Source organism: Lysinibacillus sp. NPDC097195, assembly GCF_044762075.1.
Taxonomy (GTDB): domain Bacteria; phylum Bacillota; class Bacilli; order Bacillales_A; family Planococcaceae; genus Lysinibacillus.
The window spans coordinates 32,697-53,562 of the sequence record NZ_JBIWDP010000005.1; the positions used below are offsets into that span (position 1 = coordinate 32,697).

The following is a 20,866-nucleotide window of genomic DNA, read 5'->3' on the forward strand; positions in this document are numbered from 1 at the left end:
GGATTGCTCGACTACCAGCGGAACAACCACAAATTTAATTATCTACGTAATAAACCTTCTCATAGCTAGATGAGAAGGTTTTTTTGTTATTTCTCTTTTTCTTGTATTTCTTCGTTGTAGAAGTGAACGCCTGTATGGCCGCCACCTTCTGAAACCATTTCGTTCGAGGCTATTTTTGTAGGCGCTGTGCCCGCTTCAGTTGCTACCTCGGTAGTTACACGTTCCGCAATTTTATCATCCATATTAACATTAGAAGAATTCAGATAAGATTCAAGTTTAGATTTTGCACTGTTGATCATATCCCATGCTTTATCACGATTTTCTTTTTTACTTAAATAAGATGCTGCAAATCCAGCTAATCCAGCTAATACAACACCTGTGCCTTTACTCTTTGCCATAATAATCCCTCCTAAATATATAGAAACTGGCTATACTATAGCATTTCCCTATTCTTAGAGGACTAAACATTATTTTTTTACTTGATATAGCATATCAATATGTGGCAAGCTGTCGTAAATATACGGTTCTGAAACTTGCTGAAAGCCAAAGGAACCATAAAACTTTTTTAAATATTGCTGTGCCTGAATAAAAACTGCACTCCCTGACCATCGCTCTTCGATAATATCCAATGCTAATTGGATCATCTCTTTCCCCAACCCTGTGCCACGCATTTCTTGACTGGTAATTACGCGTCCTATTGAGGCCATTTCAAATTTTTCTCCTGGGGGTAATATACGCGAATATGCGCATAATTTTCCATTTTCAACATATGATATATGTATAGCGTTTTGATCATGGTTATCTAAATCCTCATAACACGTTTGTTGTTCAACAATAAAAACATTTATGCGTAGCTGAATAATTTTATACAGTTCTTCCGTTGTTAATTCATCGTACGTCTGTATTTTCCAAGACATTCGCCATCACTCTCCAAGTCATAATTTATTATTTATTTCGTAATTCTTAATCATTTTGTAATTATTCATGATTAACACTAACAATATGAGGGAAATAATACAATATTACAAACGATAGGAGGATGTTTTTTATGAAAGATTTAGATTTAATATATGATTGGGTAGACATGGCTTCGTTATTAGGAGGCGCGGGCGTTTTAACATTACTTATTTACGGTATCGTTTTTTGAAAATGTGCAAGATGAAAATTATTTATACGAAAACCTAAAAAGCAATCTGCATTGTAGCTCGAAGCTAGGTAGCAGATTGCTTTCTTTTTATTGTTTTACATCATCATAAGCATTAGACTTTTCAAAGACTGCTACTACATATGAACAAACAGCTTTCATTTTAAAATGATGTTCACGGGCATAATCAGCTGCGCGGTCTAATAATTTTTTTGCTACTCCTTGGCCTCGGAGCTTATCTGAAACGTAAGTGTGATCCATGACCATTACTTGGCCTTCCTGCTTCCATGTAATTTCCGCTAACTGTTCCCCGTCTTGCTTATAAACAAAAGCTAGTTTGTTTGCCGTTACATTTTGTAATTGGAATTCCATTTCTCACCACTCCTTTTTTTCATAGTACCATAGCTTTTTGCATTTTTACAAAAAAGTAGACAGTACTTCGACTGTTCAATTGGGTTAAACAAAATAATAAAGCTCTACTGCCGTCGATTGCAGAGAGCTCATTGATTTAATTAAACCACGTTGAAATGGTATCTTTTAAATTTGCAAAGAAATTTTTCACACTCGTCCAGAAGCCTTCATCTTCCATTAATGCGCCAAACTTTTCTTGCAATGTATTACTAATATCATTTAATTGATCAGACCATTTACTAAAATCAATATCTAGTTTACTAATTTTGTCCATCAGATCTACTAATAGCTGACGATCTTTTTCACTTAAATTAACTTCGAGCTTATCTAACTGCTCTTGTACTATTTTTTCAACATCTTCACGTGTTGCTGGCTTTACCTCAGCAATTTGCTTTTTAATTTCCGTAAGTAATTCCGCTACCTTCGCATCATCAACTCCAGCAGAATCAGCTAGTTTAGTTGCTACAGATAGTTCTTCATTGGCAACGTCTGTACGGTCTATATCTAACGTTTCGCCCGTTGTAACCTCATAAGCTTTATAAATACCAACAAGCGCAGAGTGACCTGTTACAGGCTTCGGAGCGGCTACTTGAACCGTTGCATCTTCAATACCTGCTGTTAACATTGCATTTGCATACATTTCTGACGTTACTTGTGTAATATTGGATGGTGTTACAATCTCAATTACTAAGCCTTTCCCAGCATCCTTACGCGTAATTTTTGCAGAAGAATACATGCGTGAGCTTGCGTTACTATCTTTAATGTATTTTGCTAAGTCATTCCCTGATACTGTAATTTCTTCAACTTCAGGATCTTCATTTACTTTTAACGATTTTTTAACAGATTCTTTTTCTTCTTCTGAAAGGTTTGCGCCATATACGACAATTGGTACACCTAACTTCTCATCAATTGCTTTCGGTGGCGTATTGTCTGCCGCAAATCCCTTTGTTGGTGCCAGCACACCAAATACTAGCATCGTCGCTACTAGTATTTTCCCCCATGTTTTCTTCACATTGTGTGACCCCTTTCGCTAGAAAAATCATTGAGCCTGTATAATGTATGTCACTATACAGTTATTAGTACGAAAAAATGACGAGAAGGTTTCAGGCTTAGCTCTCGTCATTTTCTTCATATTTATAAAAGCTTTACGTTAGATTTCCTCAGTCCAGCCATCTTGTTGTTTTATTTTACCGGCCTTCATAAGAGTACCTAATGCACGTTTAAATGACGCTTTACTCATATTAAACATTTCTTTAATTTCATCTGGTGATGATTTATCGCTAAATGGCATTTTACCACCAACATCTTGTAAATAGCTTAGGATTTGTTGCGCATCTCCCGTAATACGCTCGTGTTTACGAGGTAATAGAGAACCATTCATTGAGCCATCTTCTTTGACATCAATAATACGCACTTGAACATCTTGTCCAAGACGAGGCTCCGCATAACGTTCTGATTCATGAACGAAAATACGATACGGTTGCTCTACACCTAATAAAAATGAGCCTACTGGTAATAAACGATATGGACGTGCTGTTATATTTTTGTTGTGCATATCTTCAAATGCACCTTCATATAACTCCAATATTTTCTCTTCCGTTACTAAACGACCAAATAAATCGCCATTGCGATCTGTTCGTAATGTCATAAATAAATGGTCACCTGGTTCAGGCCATACTTCTTTAATAGCAGGTAGGTCCTCTGCTTTTACAAGCACTTCACGTGAAGTACCAATATCTACATAGGCTCCTTCTCGCTCAACAACACGAAGAACTCGTGCCCAGCCGTATTCACCTTGTGAAATTGCTGGAATAGCAGTAGTGGCAGCTAAATCGCCACGTCGATCGGCAAATAAAAATACTTCAAGTCGATCCCCTACAGCAAGTGGTTCTGTGACCTCAGAAGCATTTAATGGCAGTTCAACTACCCCATTTGTTAAGATCCATTTCGATGCTTGTTGCTCTAACACAGTTAAAGTAACAACTTCACCTGATTTTAATTCGTTCATAATGTCTTCCTTTCCTTCATACCATCATTTTCGCAAAATATATAATTCCGTATACATTTAACACGGGTTAACTATGCGGGTCATGTAACAACATCTCTAACGCAGGGATGTAGCACGCTCGAAAACCCCACGGATAACCAGATTATCTTATAGATTATGTTGCGTTCTAGAGGCTTCTAATTTTTTTGCGATGTCTGGATTTTCTTCCAGGACCTGCACAAGATCTGCAATACGATCAATCGAATTCCAACTCAAATGATGTTCAATTCCTTCTACATCATTGTAAATACGTTCTTCATCTACACCAATGATTCGTAAAAATTGCTCTAGCAGTTCATGTCGCTGCACAAGACGTTTTCCAAGCTGTTCTCCTCTTGGTGTCAATGTTAGCCCACGATATTTTTCATAAACTAAATAACCGTCTTTATCTAATTTTTGAACCATCTTAGTAACAGAAGAAGGAAGAACAGATAATGCTTCAGCAATGTCAGACACTCGAGCATAACCTTTATTAGCGATTAATAAATATATTTGTTCGATATGGTCCTCCATACTAGGTGTTGGCATATCTTATTCCCTCTCTTTCCTTTTCTTACTCTCTAGTTTACTACAAGCTTGCCTTAAAAGTTAACTGAAAATACATATCCAAGATAAACACTTCATCAAAATATGAAAAGAGCCTACTTCCAAATAGAAGTGGGCTCTATCTAATGTCGAGGATACTTATTTACCACATGTAATGCACGAATAATTTCTCTGTTAATCAGCTCGATATTTTCAGGAGTATTCAATGCTTTAAATGCTTCATCTCGCGCTTCCATAGATGTAACATACTTACTAGGCAAAACATTTAAAGCAAGTGCCACTGTTTCAAATTCACAGCTCTGACATTTACAAAATGTTTGATATTCTGGTCCTCGAAGTAGAAAACTTACTAAACCACGCACAATTTCCTCTGTAACATTTACCAAAATAGGTTCTGACATATAAAACTTTCGCCTCATTTATAATGAATTGTTACAATTTACCTCAATTAATAATAGCGTGAAATATAGCCGTTTTCAAGAATCGCTAGTAGCATCTATATAACATTCATAAATTAATATTGATGTGAGCAAATACCCACTCGACAAATCTGAACACTCCGTATTACCTATTATCTTTTCGTTTTAATAAGCCTTAAAGAATTGAAAACAACAAGTAATGTTGCCCCCATATCTGCAAAAATGGCAATCCATAATGTTAACCACCCCGGAATTACGAGTAGTAGGGCAATACATTTTAAAGCTAGTGCAAAAATAATATTTTCTTTAATTATTCGTAATGTTTTTCTGCTTAACGCAATGGTATAAGGTAATTTCGTCAAATCATCGCCCATTAGTGCAATATCAGCCGTCTCTAGCGCAGCATCTGTACCCGCTCCACCCATGGCAATACCTACATTAGCAGAAGCTAATGCCGGCGCATCATTGACACCATCTCCCACCATTGCAACAGCTCCGTATTGCGTGCGTAATGCTTTAATAGCAGCTAATTTTTCAGCGGGCAGTAATCCTGCTCTCACATCGCTCATTCTTAAAGTTGAGGCAATTGCTTCAGCTGTCGATTTAGCATCTCCTGTTAGCATCACAGTATGCTTCACCTTTAAAGCACTTAATTTTTGCAGTACCTCTTTACTTTCTTCACGTAATTGATCAGCAATCGCTATGATCCCAATAAAATGCCCATCTCGAACAGCCGCTACTACTGTTTTACCCTGTTGTTGAAGTTTTTGAACCTGTTCTTTTATCATTTCATCAACTGTAGCTAGTGTTGCAATCCATTTCATACTACCGACATAAATTTTTTGCTCAGCAACTGTTGCAAAGGCACCCTTACCTGTTACGGATTGAAAATCTGTTGGTACAAGCTCTGTTAGCTGTTTTTCATGTAACGCCTTTAAAATAGCTTTAGCTAATGGATGTTGCGATTGTTTTTCAACGGCAGCCACCAATTGCAACAGCTCTTCTTCCGTCATTTCCTGTTGTGAGAAAATATCTGTTACAACAGGAGTTCCCTTTGTTAATGTGCCTGTTTTATCAAAGGCAACAGCATCTATATGGCCTAGTTGCTCTAAATGAATACCGCCTTTTATTAGAACACCTTGTCTTGCAGCATTGCCGATAGCAGTTACGATTGCTACTGGTGTAGAAACAACAAGCGCACATGGACAACCGACAACAAGGACAGCCAAGCCTTGATAAATCCAATGTTGCCAATCGCCTACAAATAAAGGTGGAATAATTGCTACAAGTAATGCTACGAGCATAATAATCGGCGTATAATATTTCGCAAAGCGATCGACAAATTGTTGCGATGGTGCCTTTTCTGCCTGTGCCTCTTCAACTAGATGAATAATTTTTGCAATCGTCGTATCCTCTACACGTTTCGTTACACGGACCTCTAATGCGCCTTCTTCATTCAACGTTCCCGCAAAGACTTCATCACCGACTGTCTTATTGACCGGAATGGATTCACCTGTAATGGCTGCTTGGTTGACCGCAGATAGTCCAGCGAGCACAACACCATCCATAGCAATTTTTTGCCCAGGTTTCACTAATAAAATATCGCCAATTTCTATCTGTTCCGTTGCTAATTCTATTTCGTGGAAATGCTCACCATGCGCTCTTTTTATAGTGGCAGTTGGCGGAGCGATATCCATCAGCTGTCGAATCGATTGCCGTGCTTTATCCATTGAATAGGCTTCAAGAGCTTCACTTACTGCGAATAAAAAGACAACAACTGCTGCTTCTTCCCATTCTCCAATGATGGCAGCACCAATTATCGCAATGGTCATTAGCGTTTTCATATCAAATTCAAAGCGTGCAAGGTTGCGCAAGCCAGTTTTAAAGATTTTCACCCCGCCAACAACAATCGCAATAATAAACATAGCAATTGTTAAAAAGTCTCCTTCTCCGCGAACAGAAGACAATAAATAACCAACTACAACGAATAGCAACGAGACACTAGCTAATATATTTTCCGCTTTCTTATAAAAAGGCATTGCTTTTTCAGTAGCTTTTGTTGCTGATTGTGAAACTTTAATGCCATCAAATGCCCCCGCTTCTTCAATTTGACCGACCGTAACGTCCCCGACAATCATTATTTTAGAAGCGCCGAAGTTTACTTGTGCATCTTGAACCTCAGGAATCGCTCTTACGTTTTTTTCGAATTTAGCTGCACAGCTAGCACAGGATAAGTTTTGCAGACGATACTCTTGCTTACTTGGTGTCACTGCCATTGGCAATCCCTTCTTTCGCATGTTCATAGGCAATCGTAACAATTTGATATACATGCTCGTCGGCTAAAGCGTAATACATTTGCTTTCCCTTACGATGCGATTTCGCTAAACTATGGTCTTTTAAATAACGTAAGTGATGGGATGCTGTCGCTACAGATGAACCTATGATGGTCGCAACATCACAAACACACAATTCATCCTCTACCGTTAAGGCATACGCTATTTTAAGTCTTGTTTCATCCGATAATGCCTTTAAAAATTGGGCAACACCTGATAAGTCTGGCATTTGCTGCTGTACTCTTGTGACCGCTTGTTCATTAACATGCGTTACATCACATACTTCTTTCGTCAATTCCTCACCTCATTCAAATATTCGTTTGATTGTTTTTAATATAACATAATATTCCATCATATTCAAACGGGCATTTGAATGTATAGGATGACTATCACGCCAGCAACAAATTTTCAGAATTGTTTTGGTGCCTGGCACTCAAATAAAAATCAGCGCATAAAACATGCGCTGATTTTTATTTTATTGAGCTTGTAATACTACAGTATTACCTTTAATCGCTTCTTTTTTAACAAAGGTTTCATGATAATTACCGTTTGCCCAGTCCTTTACTTGATCCTGATACCAATCCGATTTTACATGACCGCTTTGACCAGGCCCAACAATATGGAAGGCTGAGCTTAAATCACCAACATCCGCAACAAAACGCCACGATGCCCCATGATTGACGTTGCCCGCCAAATCATTATCAGCAGCCTGCACCGTCACTTTGGAGCCACCAATCGGCACTTTCTTCGCATTAAAGTATGCGGCTAGTATCGGTGAAGCACTTCCTAATGAATGATCAAACGTTAGTTGATGGAAATCACCCCATTGCCATTTCGATACCGTTTTCCCGAACTGACCTTCAATTTGTGCCACAGTGCGTTCAAACGCTTTATAAACGGCGGCATCAACACCACCTTGCTCCTCCATCCAGACACTTGTCTCGCCAGCATATGTTTTACGCAAAAGCTGGTCCGTAATATTAAACTTGCCGTACATCATGTTATACATATCCTCTGGCATTTGCTCTTTAAACAACACTTCTTGTAATTGCAGCATTAACGTATGGAATACTAATGGGGCTCCTAACTCTTTAGCATCTACCATATTCCAGTCCTCTAATAATGCAATCACTTCAGAATACTTTTCATCCTTATCCATCAATCTGATAGATGTTAATAAATCCGGCAAAAACTCACGGGCATATAGATTATGTTGATCCATTTGTAGCTCCATCATATCTTCAACCGTCAGAGAATCATTTGCTTCTAGCACTTCTTTAATCCGTTCAAAGCGATAAGGTTGCGCCCAAAAATCCGTAATATGATATGGATATTCTTCGCCTATTACTTCATTATTTGCTGTTGCAATAAAGCCTTCTTCTGGATTGACGACAGTCGGTAACTCATCCCATGGAATAAACCCGTCCCAACCATAGTCACTGGAATCACCAGGGACCGGTAATTGCCCATCCCCTAGTTTGCGCAACGGAATTTGACCGTTCGCTTTATAGGCTATCGTGCCATCCTTAGAGGCAAAGACAAAGTTTTGCGCCGGTGCTTTAAAATCTTCTAAAGCCTGTTCAAAGTCATCCCAAGATTTTGATTTATTAAAACCAAGCACCGCTCGTAATTCAGTAGTTGGTTGAAGTGCTGTCCACTGCATTGAAAACTCGGCGGATGGCTCCGTTTCCTTAAATACTAAATCGGTCATAATTGGACCGTGCTTTGTGACGATAACTTCAAAATCTACCGTTTCGAGATCTTTTACCTTTATCGGTTCTTTACGCACCTCTGCTTGTTCCCACTTCCCATCGTAGCGGAATTGTGTAGGATTATCTGGATTTGGTATTTCAATATATAAGTCTTGTACATCAGGGCCTACATTCGTTACTCCCCATGCAATTTCATCATTATGGCCTAAAATAATGCCCGGAATTCCTGCAAAGATTACACCACTTACATTTTGTTGTGGTGACTGTAAATGCATTTGATACCAAATAGATGGTGTGCTTAATCCTAAGTGCGGATCATCTGCTAAAATCGGCTTCCCTGACTCAGTTTTGTCGCCAGAGACAACCCAGTTATTGCTGCCATTAAATTCGTTTGGCAATAACTCTGTATTAAATTGTCCTGCAACGGACACAGGATTATTTTTATTTGCTTCAATAATGGATGATGCATTTTCAGGATACGTTATAAATAATTCCTTTGCTTTTTCGTCATCGAAGTTTTGTAAAGCCCAATGACGGAAAGCTAATGTATTCCAATTACCCCCTAAATCGTATGCCATATATTTTCCGATAGTTAAAGAGTCTACAACCGTCCATTCTTCTGGCTCGTAACCTAGTAAAGCAAATTCATAGCTTAATGTATTCGTACTCTTCGCCTGATCGATGAAGGCATTTACTCCCTCCGCAAACCATTCAAGCACTTGCCTGCTATTTGCATCATAAGCTGCTAATGATTTTTCAGCCGCATTGCGGAGACTAAAGGTACGGAAATGCTTATCTGTATTGATTGTTGCCTCACCAATAATTTCTGACAAACGACCACTCGCCTGCCTCCGCGCTAAATCCATTTGGAATAGTCGATCTTGCGCCTGCACAAAACCTTGTGCACGATATAAATCCGCATCCGTCTCGGCAAATATATGCGGAACCCCTTTATCATCCCTCGTCACCGTTACATCTTTGTCGAGCATACTAACAGCAAGCTCCCCATCAATAATCGGTTTTGATTTATTCATAAACCATGTAAAAACAATAACAGCTGTTATGACTACTACAGCTAACACCCCAGCAATAGCCAATAACCACTTTTTCCACTTAAACTTTCTCAACTTACAACCCCCTCTTATAAGAATATATTCTGGATTTAGCCCCTCAAATCCTTTTCACGGTGCCTTTTCACGGTGCCAGGCACTCACACAATTCTGAATTTTTCACCAGTATTAAATTTATAAAAACAAAAAATCCACGTAGCCTTCTGCTTAACATGCACCACAGTAAGACGCTGTACCTTCTCGCGACAGCGAGGGTTGCGGCTTACTGTGTGCCCACAGAAAACGTAGTGGATTTTTCAAAATTGTGTGAGTGCCAGGCACTCACACAATTTTAAACATTTAGTTGTAATTCTATTGGACAGTGATCACTACCCATTATATGAGGATGAATGGTAGCCACCTCAATTTGTTCCTTTAAGCACGCAGATACAATAAAATAATCAATGCGCCATCCAATATTTCGTTCACGCACTTTATTCATATACGACCACCATGTGTAATGATCGGTTACATCGGGATGTTTGTAGCGGAAAGAATCGACAAAGCCACTTGCTAATAAATCAGTCATTTTAGCACGTTCTTCATATGTAAAACCCGAATTACCAACATTCGATTTGGCATTTTTCAAATCAATTTCAGCATGGGCCACATTTAAATCTCCACAATAAATAACTGGTTTTTGGGCGTCCAGCTCTTTTAAATACAACGCTAATCGATCCTCCCATTCTAGTCGAAAAGGTAATCTTGCTAAATCACGTTGTGCATTTGGTGTATAAACATTAACTACGAAAAATTTATCGTATTCTAATGTAATGATTCTTCCCTCGTCCTGCGAGTCATCCTCTCCAACACCGTAGTGTACGGAAAGTGGGGTATGCTTTGTAAAAATGGCTGTTCCTGAATACCCCTTCTTCAGCGCATAATTCCAATATTGCTCATAGCCATCTAATGCAAGCTCAATCTGCCCTGCTTGGCATTTTGTCTCTTGAATACAGAAGAAATCAGCATCTACACTATGAAAAAAATCTAAAAAGCCTTTTCCTACACACGCTCGTATACCATTGACATTCCATGATATAAACTTCATTTGTTCACACTCCTCAAAAAACGCCCTTCGCCAATAGCGAAGAGCGGTATTGTTTTTATAGGTCATCTCCAACAATTTTAACTTCTGTTTCCAAATCGATATCAAACTTTTCTTTTACTACTCGTTGTACCATTCGGATTGTTGCAATATAATCAGTAGCCGTTGCGTTTCCTTTATTGACAATAAAGCCTGCATGCTTTGTAGAAACTTCCGCTCCACCGACTCCTTTACCTTGTAGGCCGCTATCTTGAATAAGCTTGCCTGCAAAATGTCCTGGTGGGCGCTTAAACACACTGCCTGCCGAAGGATACTCTAATGGTTGCTTCGATTCACGTTGGAACGTTAAGTCAGCAATTTTTGCATCTATTTCTTCTTGCACACCTTTAGTTAATTGGAATTCAGAAGACAGTACATAATAACCTTTCTTCGCAATGCTACTTTGACGGTAACCTAATTCGAGCTCTTCTTTTGATAAAATTAAAATATCTCCTTCTTTTGTTAAAACTTTAGAAGAAATAATAATATCCTTTATTTCACCACCATAAGCCCCAGCATTCATCGCCATCGCTCCACCAATGGAACCTGGAATACCACAAGCAAATTCAAAACCTGTTAGAGAAGCAGCCGCCGCTAGCTTCGATACGTCCTTAATGAGTGCGCCACTTTGTGCATAGACATGATCCCCATTTATATGAATTTCATCTAAATGTGCAAATGTCACCACAATCCCACGCATACCTCCATCGCGGACAACCATGTTTGAGCCATTTCCTAACATTAATAATGGAATATTATTTAAATGTGCATAGCGAATAACTGCAATTGCTTCTTCCTCTGTTGCTGGAAGAACAAATACATCTGCTTTACCGCCTAATTTTGTCATTGTATATTTTTGTAATGATTCATCTAGCTTAATATTGGCTGGATTTATATGTTGTGCTAAATCCGCAGCCCATTGTTCTTTTGTCATGAGAGCTAATTCCTTTCTAACGTCCTTCTTACTCTACACTAGTATGGATTTAGAACCTCGATTTGACAAGTAAAATGAAGGGTATTTTTCGCGCATTAACGGGCAGTAGAAAGTCTACTTAAGTTATAGCGTGCATTTTCCGCAACATTTAGGACTTACTAACTGCCCGATTTATTATACCTATCTATGAACGATAAAGCTTTCACTTGATAGTTTTCATTTAATTACGCATTTACATTTCATCTGTTCATTTGTTACAGCCAGTTAGTTGCCCATGACTCAATATTACGAATAGCCCCTTCTAATGCACGACCTTTATCTGTTAAAGAGTATTCTACTCGTACAGGCACCTCTGAAAATACTTTACGTTCAACAAGCCCCTCTTTTTCAAGCTCCTTTAAACGTTCAGATAATAGACGGCCACTTACAGGCAATGCTGATTCAATCTCATTAAAGCGCTGTGATCCGTCTAATAGTCGATATAAAATTAGCCCAGTCCAGCGTTTCCCAATTAAGTCCATTGCCTTAGCTAAACGAGGACATAAAGTTGTCTCATTCATATTTTTCACCTCTTATGTATTCTATTGTACCGACAAAGTAAGAAAAAGTAAATTTAAAGTAACTTATTTACTTGACGTAATGTGTTTACTATTTTATATTTAATTACAAAAAGTAACTAAAGATTCGGAGGATTTATTTATTATGACCTTTAAAATGGATGCTAAATTACAGCTTGAACATTTACATTTACTTGTACAGTCGTTAGAGACAATGACTGATTTTTATAAACGACTCGGTCTTCAAGTACTAAACCAATCTGCGAGCGACGTGACATTTTCTATTCCAGGCAATACAAAGCCTATTTTAGTATTATCAACAGATGATGGCGTGACGATTCGTCCACCTCGTACGACTGGATTATTCCATTTTGCTATTTTAGTTCCTTCACGGGAAGATTTAGCTTATGTCATCGGCAATTTATTGAATACAGGTGTAGCTATCTCAGGGGCAGGGGATCATATTTATTCAGAAGCCTTTTACTTAAATGATCCTGAAGGTAACGGAATCGAAATCTACCATGATCGTCCTCGTACGGACTGGATTAGCGATGGTCATGGTGGACTTGTCACGACAACAGAAGCAGTGGATATAGAAGGTGTGATGGCATTATATGACCGCCAGCGTCCTTGGACAGGTTTTCCAACAGGCACTGTATTAGGTCATATGCATTTAAATGTCAGCGTAATTAATGATGCAACAACTTACTTCTATATAGATGCACTTGGTTTTGATATTATGACTAACTTCCAAGATAGCGCATTATTCATTTCAGCGGGAGGTTATCACCATCATATTGCGGTCAACATCTGGCAAGGTGTCGGTGCACCAGTGCCTCCAACACAAACAACAGGTTTACTTAGCTATACATTATCTCTTTCTTCACCTGAAGAATTACAAAAGTTGCTGTCTAATTTAAAAGACAAGGAAATCCCATTTACATTCGACAATGAACAGTTAGTTATTGCAGATTTCAACGAGGATAATATGATCTTTTACGTTCGTTAATTTAAATAAGGATAATATAACTAATATAAAATTCCCTTTTTTGTAAAAAACATTGAACCAATAAATGCATTCATTTATCATTCAGGTATAGATGCTGTTCAAATTGCATAGGCATTTCTTTCGAAAATGCTATTAGCAGCAGTCTGAATAGGAGGACTACAATGTTGTGGTTTGATGAATTTTCATTTGTTTCACTTTTTATTTCGATGATTTTTTTCATCGTCTTCGGTACTTTTGCCTTCGTTATACTTAACGGTATTAGACAATGGACTAAAAATAATAATGCACCCGAGCTAACAGTGCCATCTAAAATTGTTACGAAACGGACAGACACACGAGGCGGTGCTGGCAACTCTAGTGCTCATACTTCCTACTATGTCACTTTTGAAGTTCAAAGTGGAGATCGTATAGAGTTAAAGCTCGATGGTCGGAACTATGGGCTGTTAGCTGAGCACGACTTTGGCATATTAACGTTTCAAGGCACTCGCTTCAAAACATTTGAACGCCATAAAAAAGAGAGCTACGATGAATAATCGTGCTCTCTTTTTTTACATAAGTAGTATTACTTAATTAAATATTTACCAAAGCCACCCTCTGTATCACCAAGATACTCGATATTGCTACCTGCTGGAATGACCTTTTGGGCATCCTTTGCAGAATGGTAAATAACTTTTGTATTTGCTGGGAATGGTACAAATGACCAGTTGTTATCCGCAGCAGGATTAATTGTTTTGTTTGCCATAATATAATCAATGACTGCTTGACGATTTTCATAAGCGTAGTTTGTCACGTTTGTGCCTTCCGCATTTTTAAACGTCGCACCATATGAACCACCAACACGGTAATTGTTTGTAATAATAATGAACTCTTGCTCTAAATCAATTGGTTTACCATTGTATTGTACATTTTTAATACGGTTTGCTTTGTCATCGATTAATTTACCACGACGATCGTATTTTGCTGGAGATGTGACATCAATTTGATATGTTAAACCATCTAATACATCAAAGTTGTATGAACGTGCTTCAGCATCAATAATGTTTTGTTCGTCTGTTTTGTTTGCATCAATTGTAGAGAAAATGCCAGCAGCCATCTCTAACCATTCGATTGCTTGTGCACCTGTTACTTTAATTGTTGCAACAGTGTTGTCATAATGATAAATATCCGCCATGTTTTTAATTGCAAGTGGACCTACAGGAATATTAGTGAAGTCTGCAGGGTTATTGCGTGAGCCCGCTTTGAAAGGAGCACCTGCAGAAAGTAATGGTGTGTTTTCATCAGCAGTCCCTTTTAATTCTTTTTCAATAAACCATTTTTGAGCTTGTGTTACGATTTGAATTGATGGATCATCTTGCACCATTGAGAAATAACTATGAATAGGTGCAGTCGTTTCACCAACAGCTTGGCGAATGTACGTTAATGTACCTTCATGTGCTTCCTTAATAGCGTTCAAGACAGTTTGCGACGGTTGTAAGCCTTCTTGTTTAATCGAACGGATTGAACCTTGTCCATCTGTCACAACCCATTTAGAACCTTGTTGTTCTAGTTTTAAGTCAATAACGCCAAGGTGACTTCCATAGCTACCTGCCATTACAGTAGGCACGCCATTAATTGTCCCTTTTTCTTGATCAACATTTTTAAGATCTTTATAGTCACCAGGGAATGTTAAATGCGAGTGACCTGTAATTAACGCATCAATTCCTTCAATTTCAGAAATTTGATAGCCTACATTTTCAGCACCTTGCACATTCGTATCTTCACCGATACCTGAATGTGAAAGCACGACGATAACATCTGCACCTGCTTTTTGAATTTCAGGTACAACTTCTTTAATAGCCTCTACTGGCTCTTGCATTTCAACTTTACCTTCTAGATGAATAGCATCCCATTCAACAATCTTCGTTGGTACAATACCTGTTACACCTACTTTAAGTGTATGTTTTTTCCCTGTATTGTCCACAACCTCTTTATCGATAATCACAAATGGAGTATACATATGTTTTTTTGTTTTCGCGTCATAAGTGTTTGCATTCACGACTGGATATTGCGCATCATTTAAAACTTCCGTTAAAAAGTCTAAACCATAGTTAAACTCATGGTTTCCTAACGTACCACCATCATAGTTAAGCGCATTTAAAGCTGCTATAGCTGGATGAACCTCACCTGGCTTTAGCACATTTTCTAGAGCTTTATAAGAACCTAGTGGTGTCCCTTGGATTAAATCCCCATTATCAAATAATAAAGTATTTGGATTTTCTGAACGGGCTTGTTCGATAAGTGTCGCAGTGTTTGCTAATCCGACATCAGCAGACTCTGCATCTAAATAGTAATTATAGTTTGCTAAGTTAGTATGGATATCTGTTGTACCTAAAATTTGAAGATCTACTGTTGTTGAAGTACTAGGTACTTGATATTCAGTTACAAAACGTTCAATAATACTTTGCATTTGCTCAGCTGTCACATAGTCACGTGGACGAATTGTATTATCTTCGTACCCCTGTAAAATATTTGCCGCTACAGCATTTGCTAAATCTTGCTTATGCGTCTTTGCAATTTGATCTGCATCCTGGAATTTGTCTAATTCGCTAAGCGAAGCATTATCTTTTACTAAGCCACGCGCTGAAATAACAAATGCCTGTTGACGAGTTAATTTATCATTTGGAGCAAATAATGTTGCTGTTTTACCTTTAATTAGTTTAAGTTCTACTGCCTTTTCCACGTAAGGAGCTAAATCCTTCGAGACATCAGTAAAACGAAGCGAAGATCCGTCACCAAGCTCGACGTTCAAGCTTTCTACTAGTTCCTTGACGTAATCCCCACGTGTTACATCATTCGATGCAGCATGTGCTGATAGGTTAAACGGTAAGACAGTAAATAAAACAAGTAAAACAGCTAGCATTTTAGTTAATAATTTCTTGTTCAAGCAATTACCTCCCTATAAATATAATATTTTCCTACGTTTACTATTATATTATACTAATGATGAATTTCACTGAATACTTAGACCTAATTGTATGTACTTTTTAATTAATAGCTAAACACTTTTCAAACAAATCATATATTATTATTATTTCTCACTCATTTCTTTTTATAGTATGTTATTTTCTGTAAACACTTAATAACTGCACAGTACCAATATGTCAGACCTTCATACCTCTACCATACCTCTATAAATCCAATAAAAAAAGCCCTCTCAATATTGAGAGGACTTTTAATAAAAAATAGTTACTTAAGCCGTTACTACTTGTAGAGATTTCGCTACTTTTTTAACCGCTTCTAGGCCGTTAGCAATAATTTCTTCTGCTTTGTCTGGAGTAGCGTTATGACCTTCAATGATCACTTCTTCGATAACTTCCATACCGAATACGCCGCCTACTACGTTTTTAATGTAGTTTACTGACATTTCTAAAGGTTGTGCTTCTGGTGCTGAGTAGTATCCACCACGAGCATTTAAGATAATAGCTTTTTTATCGCCCATTAAGCCAACTAATTGACCGTTTTCATCATATTTGAAAGTGAAACCAGCTTGATATACATAGTCAATGAATGTTTGTAATGTAGCTGGAATTGTTAAGTTCCATAATGGGAAAGCAAATACCACTACATCTGCTGCAGTGAATGCATCCATAGCTTTTTGTTTTGCAGCTAAAATACGTGATTCGATATCAGATAATTCTTCACCATTTTGAACTTTACCAAATGCGTTGAAAAGATCTTGACCGAAGTATGGCATATCTTCAGCATACACATCGAAAGTTGTTACGTTTACACCTTCTACGTTTTCCATGAAAGTGTCATACATTTTTGTTGAAATACCGTCTGGGCGGTTGTTAGCTTTTACTACTAATACGTTCATTATATAAATCTCCCTTAAATTTCTTAGTTTATTATCTCGAATTCAAGATATATACTTATAATAATAAAAGACCGTTAAAAAGTCAACGGCCCTCATCTCAGACTTTTGACTGAATGATAGAAGAAAGAAGAAAAACACCCTGACGTAACTGCATCGAAATGATGTGAGCATGCCCAAAAAGCTAGCCGAAAATCTGTAGCAGCCGTCGGGGTATTAACTTCCGCCTAATGCCTTTTAAAATTCACAGCTATCATCTGTACAAACGCCGGCATCACCTGTGCCTGCCATTTTTAAAGCTGGTTGCAATCCTTCTTCCTGTGCTACTTTACGTAAAGTATCTTCAAACACTTCTTGTGGTTGTGCGCCTGAAATCCCATATTTACGATTTAGCACAAAGAACGGAACACCGCGGACTCCGAGCTGAAGCCCTTCTTGTATATCTTCTTCCACCTCAGCTTTAAATTCTTCACTAGCAAGAACCTTTGCGACATCCTCACGCTTAAATCCTACTTGTTCAGCAATCGTTTCTAACACATCATTATGACCAATGCGCTTGCCATCGATAAAATAACCGTGTAGCAATGCTTCAACAAGTGCAGAAGCATCACCTTGCTGTTCTGCCCATTTGACAAGTCGATGCGCTTTTAATGTGTTTTCCGCCATCATCTGATCGAAGTTATAGTGCAAACCTACTTCTTGTGCGCGGGCTGTCACACCCTGTGTCATTTCTTTTGCTTTATCTAATGACATACTATATTTTTGTGCCAGGGAATCATAAATAGACACATTCGTATCTTCTGGTGTTGTTGGATCGAGTTGATAGCTTTTATAAACAAGTTCCACCTGTCCCTCAAAACCTGTGTCCTGAATAGCTTTTTCTAACTGTTTTTTGCCAATATAGCAAAATGGACATACATAATCCGACCAAATTTCAATTTTCATAAATACTCACGCCCCTTTGCTACATTGTAACGACAGCTACTCTGTGGAATCAATTTTTTTGCTTCATTGCATAAATTTTCAAAGCTAACTCCATACTACTCTTAAAAACACTGTGAGGGTTCTGTATGACACAATCTCTTTGGCTTGCTACGTCCGACTCTGTTTCATTGCCGTCTTTAACGGCTTCTACTAAATGCGATGTTTGTATTATAGGAGGAGGTTTGACTGGACTATACACTGCCTACGTTTTAGCAAAAGCAGGTGTCGATGTTGTACTACTTGAAGCAAATGGCAAGCTTAGCCACGGTACGACAGGTCATTCAACAGGAAAATTAACTGCGCAACATGGTTTAGTTTATGCGAATCTTATTGAAAAGCTATCTGTAGATGATGCTCGGCTCTATTATCAATTAAATCAGCATGCTGTAGAAAAAGCCTTACAGTTGCTACCTAAAGAGTCTATTCGGCAAGTGGATTCTTTGCTATATTGTCAAACTAAAGAGGGCTACTCACAATTATTAAAAGAGTGGAATGCCTATAAAGTATTAAATATTAAGTCCAAAATAACCTCTGACACGGAGCTTCCTTTCCCTGTTACAAAAGCGCTTAGCATTTCCCAACAAGCACAAATAAATCCTGTAACAGTTAGCAATTTTCTTATCAAAGAAGCGTTATCAATGGGCGCAAAACTGTATGCGAATACCCGTGTTCAGCAACTGCAAATTGCACAAAATAACCTACATACCGAAAAAAATATATCGGTTCAATATAACAAGCTCATTTTGTGCACACATTATCCAATCGAAGCCTTTAAAGGGCTACAACTATTCAAACTTTCTAATAACCGCTCTTATATGGTCGCAAGTAAAATTACTGAAACATTACAAGGACAATATTTATCAGTTGACTTCCCTTCCCGCTCTATTCGAACAACGACGATAAATGACGAGCATTATTTGTTACTTGGTGGGGCTAATCATATCGCTGGTGAAACAGCCAATACCGAGCCCTATTATGATGCCATTCAAAATGAAATAAAAGTTCACTTTGGACAGGAACCACTTTATAGATGGTCGGCACAAGATATTGAAACACCTGACATGGTACCTTATGTCGGAAGGATTACGCAGTCCTTACCAAATGTTTTTATAGCAACAGGATATCGTAAATGGGGAATTTCTAACTCTTTCGTAGCGGGAGATTTACTATCTTCGCTTATTACAGGGACTACGAATGATACGAAGGCAAGTGCGCTCTATTCACCAGCACGTACAAAATTCGGTGCGCAGTTTATGCAAATGCTCAAAGTTGGTGGCTTTGTCGCTAAAGAATTTGTCGCTGGCTATCTAAAAAATGGCAATGCGCCAACTTGTACGCATTTAGGCTGTAAAACAAAATGGAACGAAGCAGATGAAACGTGGGATTGCCCATGTCATGGCTCGCGTTTTAATGCACAGGGAGAAGTAGTAGAAGGACCAGCAGTTCAACCATTAAAGCTTGATTAAAAAGGATTATAGCCCAAAACTACTTTTAAACAAAAACAGCATGCTATTTCAGACTGCAGAAGGCTGTGACAAAAGAGAAAAAGTGTTAGATTGACTGAAAATCAATCTAACACTTTTTTGCATTGCCGTTGATGTCCGCTACGGTGGGCGCTTTCCGCGGGCACACCGTAAGTCGCAACCGTCGCTGTCGCGCCGCCTGTTGCGTCTTACGTTTTGTGCTTTCCCGCAGGAGTCGCCACCTTCGCTACCATCAACTAGTACTCTATTTTTACTTTCCTTACATAAGTTATGTCCCATCCTCATTCTTAAGATTGGGCAATATCTTATTTTATTTCAATGCGTCCGTTAACACTGGTACGATTTGTTTTTTACGAGAAACGACACCTGGTAATACGACACGGTTGTTTGTCAGCTCAGCACCAAATGCTTTTGCCGCAGCTTCCGCAACTTGTCCAATAGCAACTGCTGTTGAATCATTGTTTAAAATATCTGTGACAACGAAGAAGAATAAATCTAAACCATTTTCTGCAACATGTTTATTTAACAGAATTTCTAGTTCTTCTTGGCGGCCAAGTACGTCATTAATGTCCACAGCATTTACTTGTGCAACTACTGATTTATATTCACCAAACTGGAACTCTTTAGCATCTAATGATAACAAATCTTCTAATGATTTATCTGATAGATCAGCGCCAGCTTTTAGCATTGCTAAACCGTATTCAGCACTGTCAACACCTGCAATTTCCGCTAATTCAGTTGCAGCTTTTACATCCTGTTCTGTACATGTTGGTGATTTAAATAATAATGTATCGGAAATAATGGCAGATAACATTAAACCTGCAATATTTGAAGGTACTTCAACATTATTTTCTTTAAAAATTTTATTTAAAATCGTTGCCGTACAACCTACTGGCTCCGCACGATAGTATAATGGGTCTGCTGTTTGGAAGTTTGCAATACGATGGTGGTCAATTACCTCTGTTACTTGCACTTCTTCAATTCCATCAGCTGATTGTTGGAATTCATTGTGGTCTACAAGAATCACTTTGTCCGCTTCCCCTACTACAGAAGAAATGAAACGTGGTGCTTCAAAACCAAATTTCTCTAAAGCATATTTTGTTTCGTTATTTACTTCACCTAGACGTACCGCTTCAGAATCTACTCCTATTTGTTGTTTTAAATATGCATATACAATTGCAGATGTAATTGTATCTGTATCTGGATTTTTATGTCCAAAAACTAAAACTTTACTCATTAA

General features: G+C 38.2%; 20 protein-coding genes. 3 read left to right on the top strand and 17 right to left on the bottom strand.

Going from position 1 to position 20,866, the window contains the following annotated elements; genetic code table 11:
- Positions 1-86: 86 nt before the first annotated feature.
- The 13 genes from ACIQXI_RS18415 to ACIQXI_RS18475 form a co-directional block, all read right to left on the bottom strand.
- Positions 87-398: a hypothetical protein gene (locus tag ACIQXI_RS18415; RefSeq protein WP_402927604.1), complete on the bottom strand. Its 312-nt coding sequence runs from the start codon at positions 396-398 to the stop codon at positions 87-89.
- A 69-nt stretch (positions 399-467) separates the two neighbouring features.
- Positions 468-917: a GNAT family N-acetyltransferase gene (locus tag ACIQXI_RS18420; protein WP_402927606.1), complete on the bottom strand. Its 450-nt coding sequence runs from the start codon at positions 915-917 to the stop codon at positions 468-470.
- Positions 918-1,234: 317 nt separating this feature from the next.
- Positions 1,235-1,516, bottom strand: coding sequence for a GNAT family N-acetyltransferase (locus ACIQXI_RS18425; RefSeq protein WP_402927608.1), 282 nt, complete (start codon positions 1,514-1,516; stop codon positions 1,235-1,237).
- Between the two features lie 136 nt (positions 1,517-1,652).
- Positions 1,653-2,567, bottom strand: coding sequence for a DUF1002 domain-containing protein (locus tag ACIQXI_RS18430; protein WP_402927610.1), 915 nt, complete (start codon positions 2,565-2,567; stop codon positions 1,653-1,655).
- Positions 2,568-2,705: 138 nt separating this feature from the next.
- On the bottom strand, positions 2,706-3,563 hold the full coding sequence (locus ACIQXI_RS18435; RefSeq protein WP_402927612.1) for a CvfB family protein: 858 nt from the start codon (positions 3,561-3,563) through the stop codon (positions 2,706-2,708).
- Positions 3,564-3,710: 147 nt separating this feature from the next.
- Positions 3,711-4,130 carry a transcriptional regulator MntR gene (gene mntR, locus ACIQXI_RS18440; protein ID WP_402927614.1) on the bottom strand — a complete coding sequence of 140 codons (420 nt, stop codon included), beginning with the start codon at positions 4,128-4,130 and terminating at the stop codon, positions 3,711-3,713.
- Positions 4,131-4,270: 140 nt separating this feature from the next.
- Complete coding sequence (locus ACIQXI_RS18445) at positions 4,271-4,549, bottom strand: late competence development ComFB family protein (RefSeq protein WP_402927615.1); 279 nt, start codon at positions 4,547-4,549, stop codon at positions 4,271-4,273.
- Between the two features lie 170 nt (positions 4,550-4,719).
- Entirely contained in the window at positions 4,720-6,843 is a 2,124-nt protein-coding gene (locus tag ACIQXI_RS18450; RefSeq protein WP_402927617.1) for a heavy metal translocating P-type ATPase, read from the bottom strand.
- On the bottom strand, positions 6,824-7,195 hold the full coding sequence (locus ACIQXI_RS18455; RefSeq protein ID WP_402927619.1) for an ArsR/SmtB family transcription factor: 372 nt from the start codon (positions 7,193-7,195) through the stop codon (positions 6,824-6,826). Before ACIQXI_RS18455 ends, ACIQXI_RS18450 begins: the two co-directional genes overlap by 20 nt.
- A gap of 180 nt (positions 7,196-7,375) precedes the next feature.
- Positions 7,376-9,739 (bottom strand): penicillin acylase family protein, encoded by a 2,364-nt coding sequence (locus ACIQXI_RS18460; RefSeq protein WP_402927621.1) that lies wholly within the window; start codon positions 9,737-9,739, stop codon positions 7,376-7,378.
- A 274-nt stretch (positions 9,740-10,013) separates the two neighbouring features.
- A complete protein-coding gene (locus tag ACIQXI_RS18465) occupies positions 10,014-10,769 on the bottom strand; it encodes an exodeoxyribonuclease III (RefSeq protein ID WP_402927623.1) in 756 nt (251 codons plus the stop codon).
- A gap of 55 nt (positions 10,770-10,824) precedes the next feature.
- Entirely contained in the window at positions 10,825-11,739 is a 915-nt protein-coding gene (gene murB / locus ACIQXI_RS18470; protein WP_402927624.1) for a UDP-N-acetylmuramate dehydrogenase, read from the bottom strand.
- Between the two features lie 254 nt (positions 11,740-11,993).
- Positions 11,994-12,299, bottom strand: coding sequence for a winged helix-turn-helix transcriptional regulator (locus ACIQXI_RS18475; protein WP_402927625.1), 306 nt, complete (start codon positions 12,297-12,299; stop codon positions 11,994-11,996).
- Between the two features lie 142 nt (positions 12,300-12,441).
- Here ACIQXI_RS18475 and ACIQXI_RS18480 point away from each other — a divergent pair, with 142 nt between their 5' ends.
- Together ACIQXI_RS18480 and ACIQXI_RS18485 are read left to right on the top strand one after the other, a co-directional pair.
- Positions 12,442-13,305 carry a VOC family protein gene (locus tag ACIQXI_RS18480; protein ID WP_402927627.1) on the top strand — a complete coding sequence of 288 codons (864 nt, stop codon included), beginning with the start codon at positions 12,442-12,444 and terminating at the stop codon, positions 13,303-13,305.
- Positions 13,306-13,466: 161 nt separating this feature from the next.
- The gene (locus ACIQXI_RS18485) at positions 13,467-13,838 is read left to right on the top strand and encodes a DUF2500 domain-containing protein (protein ID WP_402927629.1); all 372 of its coding nucleotides are present in this window, start codon (positions 13,467-13,469) and stop codon (positions 13,836-13,838) included.
- A 29-nt stretch (positions 13,839-13,867) separates the two neighbouring features.
- Here the strand turns inward: ACIQXI_RS18485 and ACIQXI_RS18490 are convergent, their stop codons facing one another.
- The 3 genes from ACIQXI_RS18490 to ACIQXI_RS18500 form a co-directional block, all read right to left on the bottom strand.
- Positions 13,868-16,228 carry a bifunctional 2',3'-cyclic-nucleotide 2'-phosphodiesterase/3'-nucleotidase gene (locus ACIQXI_RS18490; RefSeq protein ID WP_402927630.1) on the bottom strand — a complete coding sequence of 787 codons (2,361 nt, stop codon included), beginning with the start codon at positions 16,226-16,228 and terminating at the stop codon, positions 13,868-13,870.
- Between the two features lie 306 nt (positions 16,229-16,534).
- Complete coding sequence (locus ACIQXI_RS18495; protein WP_402927631.1) at positions 16,535-17,161, bottom strand: FMN-dependent NADH-azoreductase; 627 nt, start codon at positions 17,159-17,161, stop codon at positions 16,535-16,537.
- 234 nt (positions 17,162-17,395) lie between these two features.
- The gene (locus tag ACIQXI_RS18500; RefSeq protein WP_402927633.1) at positions 17,396-18,103 is read right to left on the bottom strand and encodes a DsbA family oxidoreductase; all 708 of its coding nucleotides are present in this window, start codon (positions 18,101-18,103) and stop codon (positions 17,396-17,398) included.
- A gap of 125 nt (positions 18,104-18,228) precedes the next feature.
- Between ACIQXI_RS18500 and ACIQXI_RS18505 the strand changes: the two genes are divergently transcribed.
- Positions 18,229-19,608 (top strand): FAD-dependent oxidoreductase, encoded by a 1,380-nt coding sequence (locus ACIQXI_RS18505; protein WP_402927635.1) that lies wholly within the window; start codon positions 18,229-18,231, stop codon positions 19,606-19,608.
- Positions 19,609-19,936: 328 nt separating this feature from the next.
- On the opposite strand, the gene ACIQXI_RS18510 is transcribed toward ACIQXI_RS18505, so the two are convergent.
- Positions 19,937-20,863, bottom strand: coding sequence for a manganese-dependent inorganic pyrophosphatase (locus ACIQXI_RS18510; protein ID WP_402927636.1), 927 nt, complete (start codon positions 20,861-20,863; stop codon positions 19,937-19,939).
- Between the last annotated feature and the right edge of the window lie 3 nt (positions 20,864-20,866).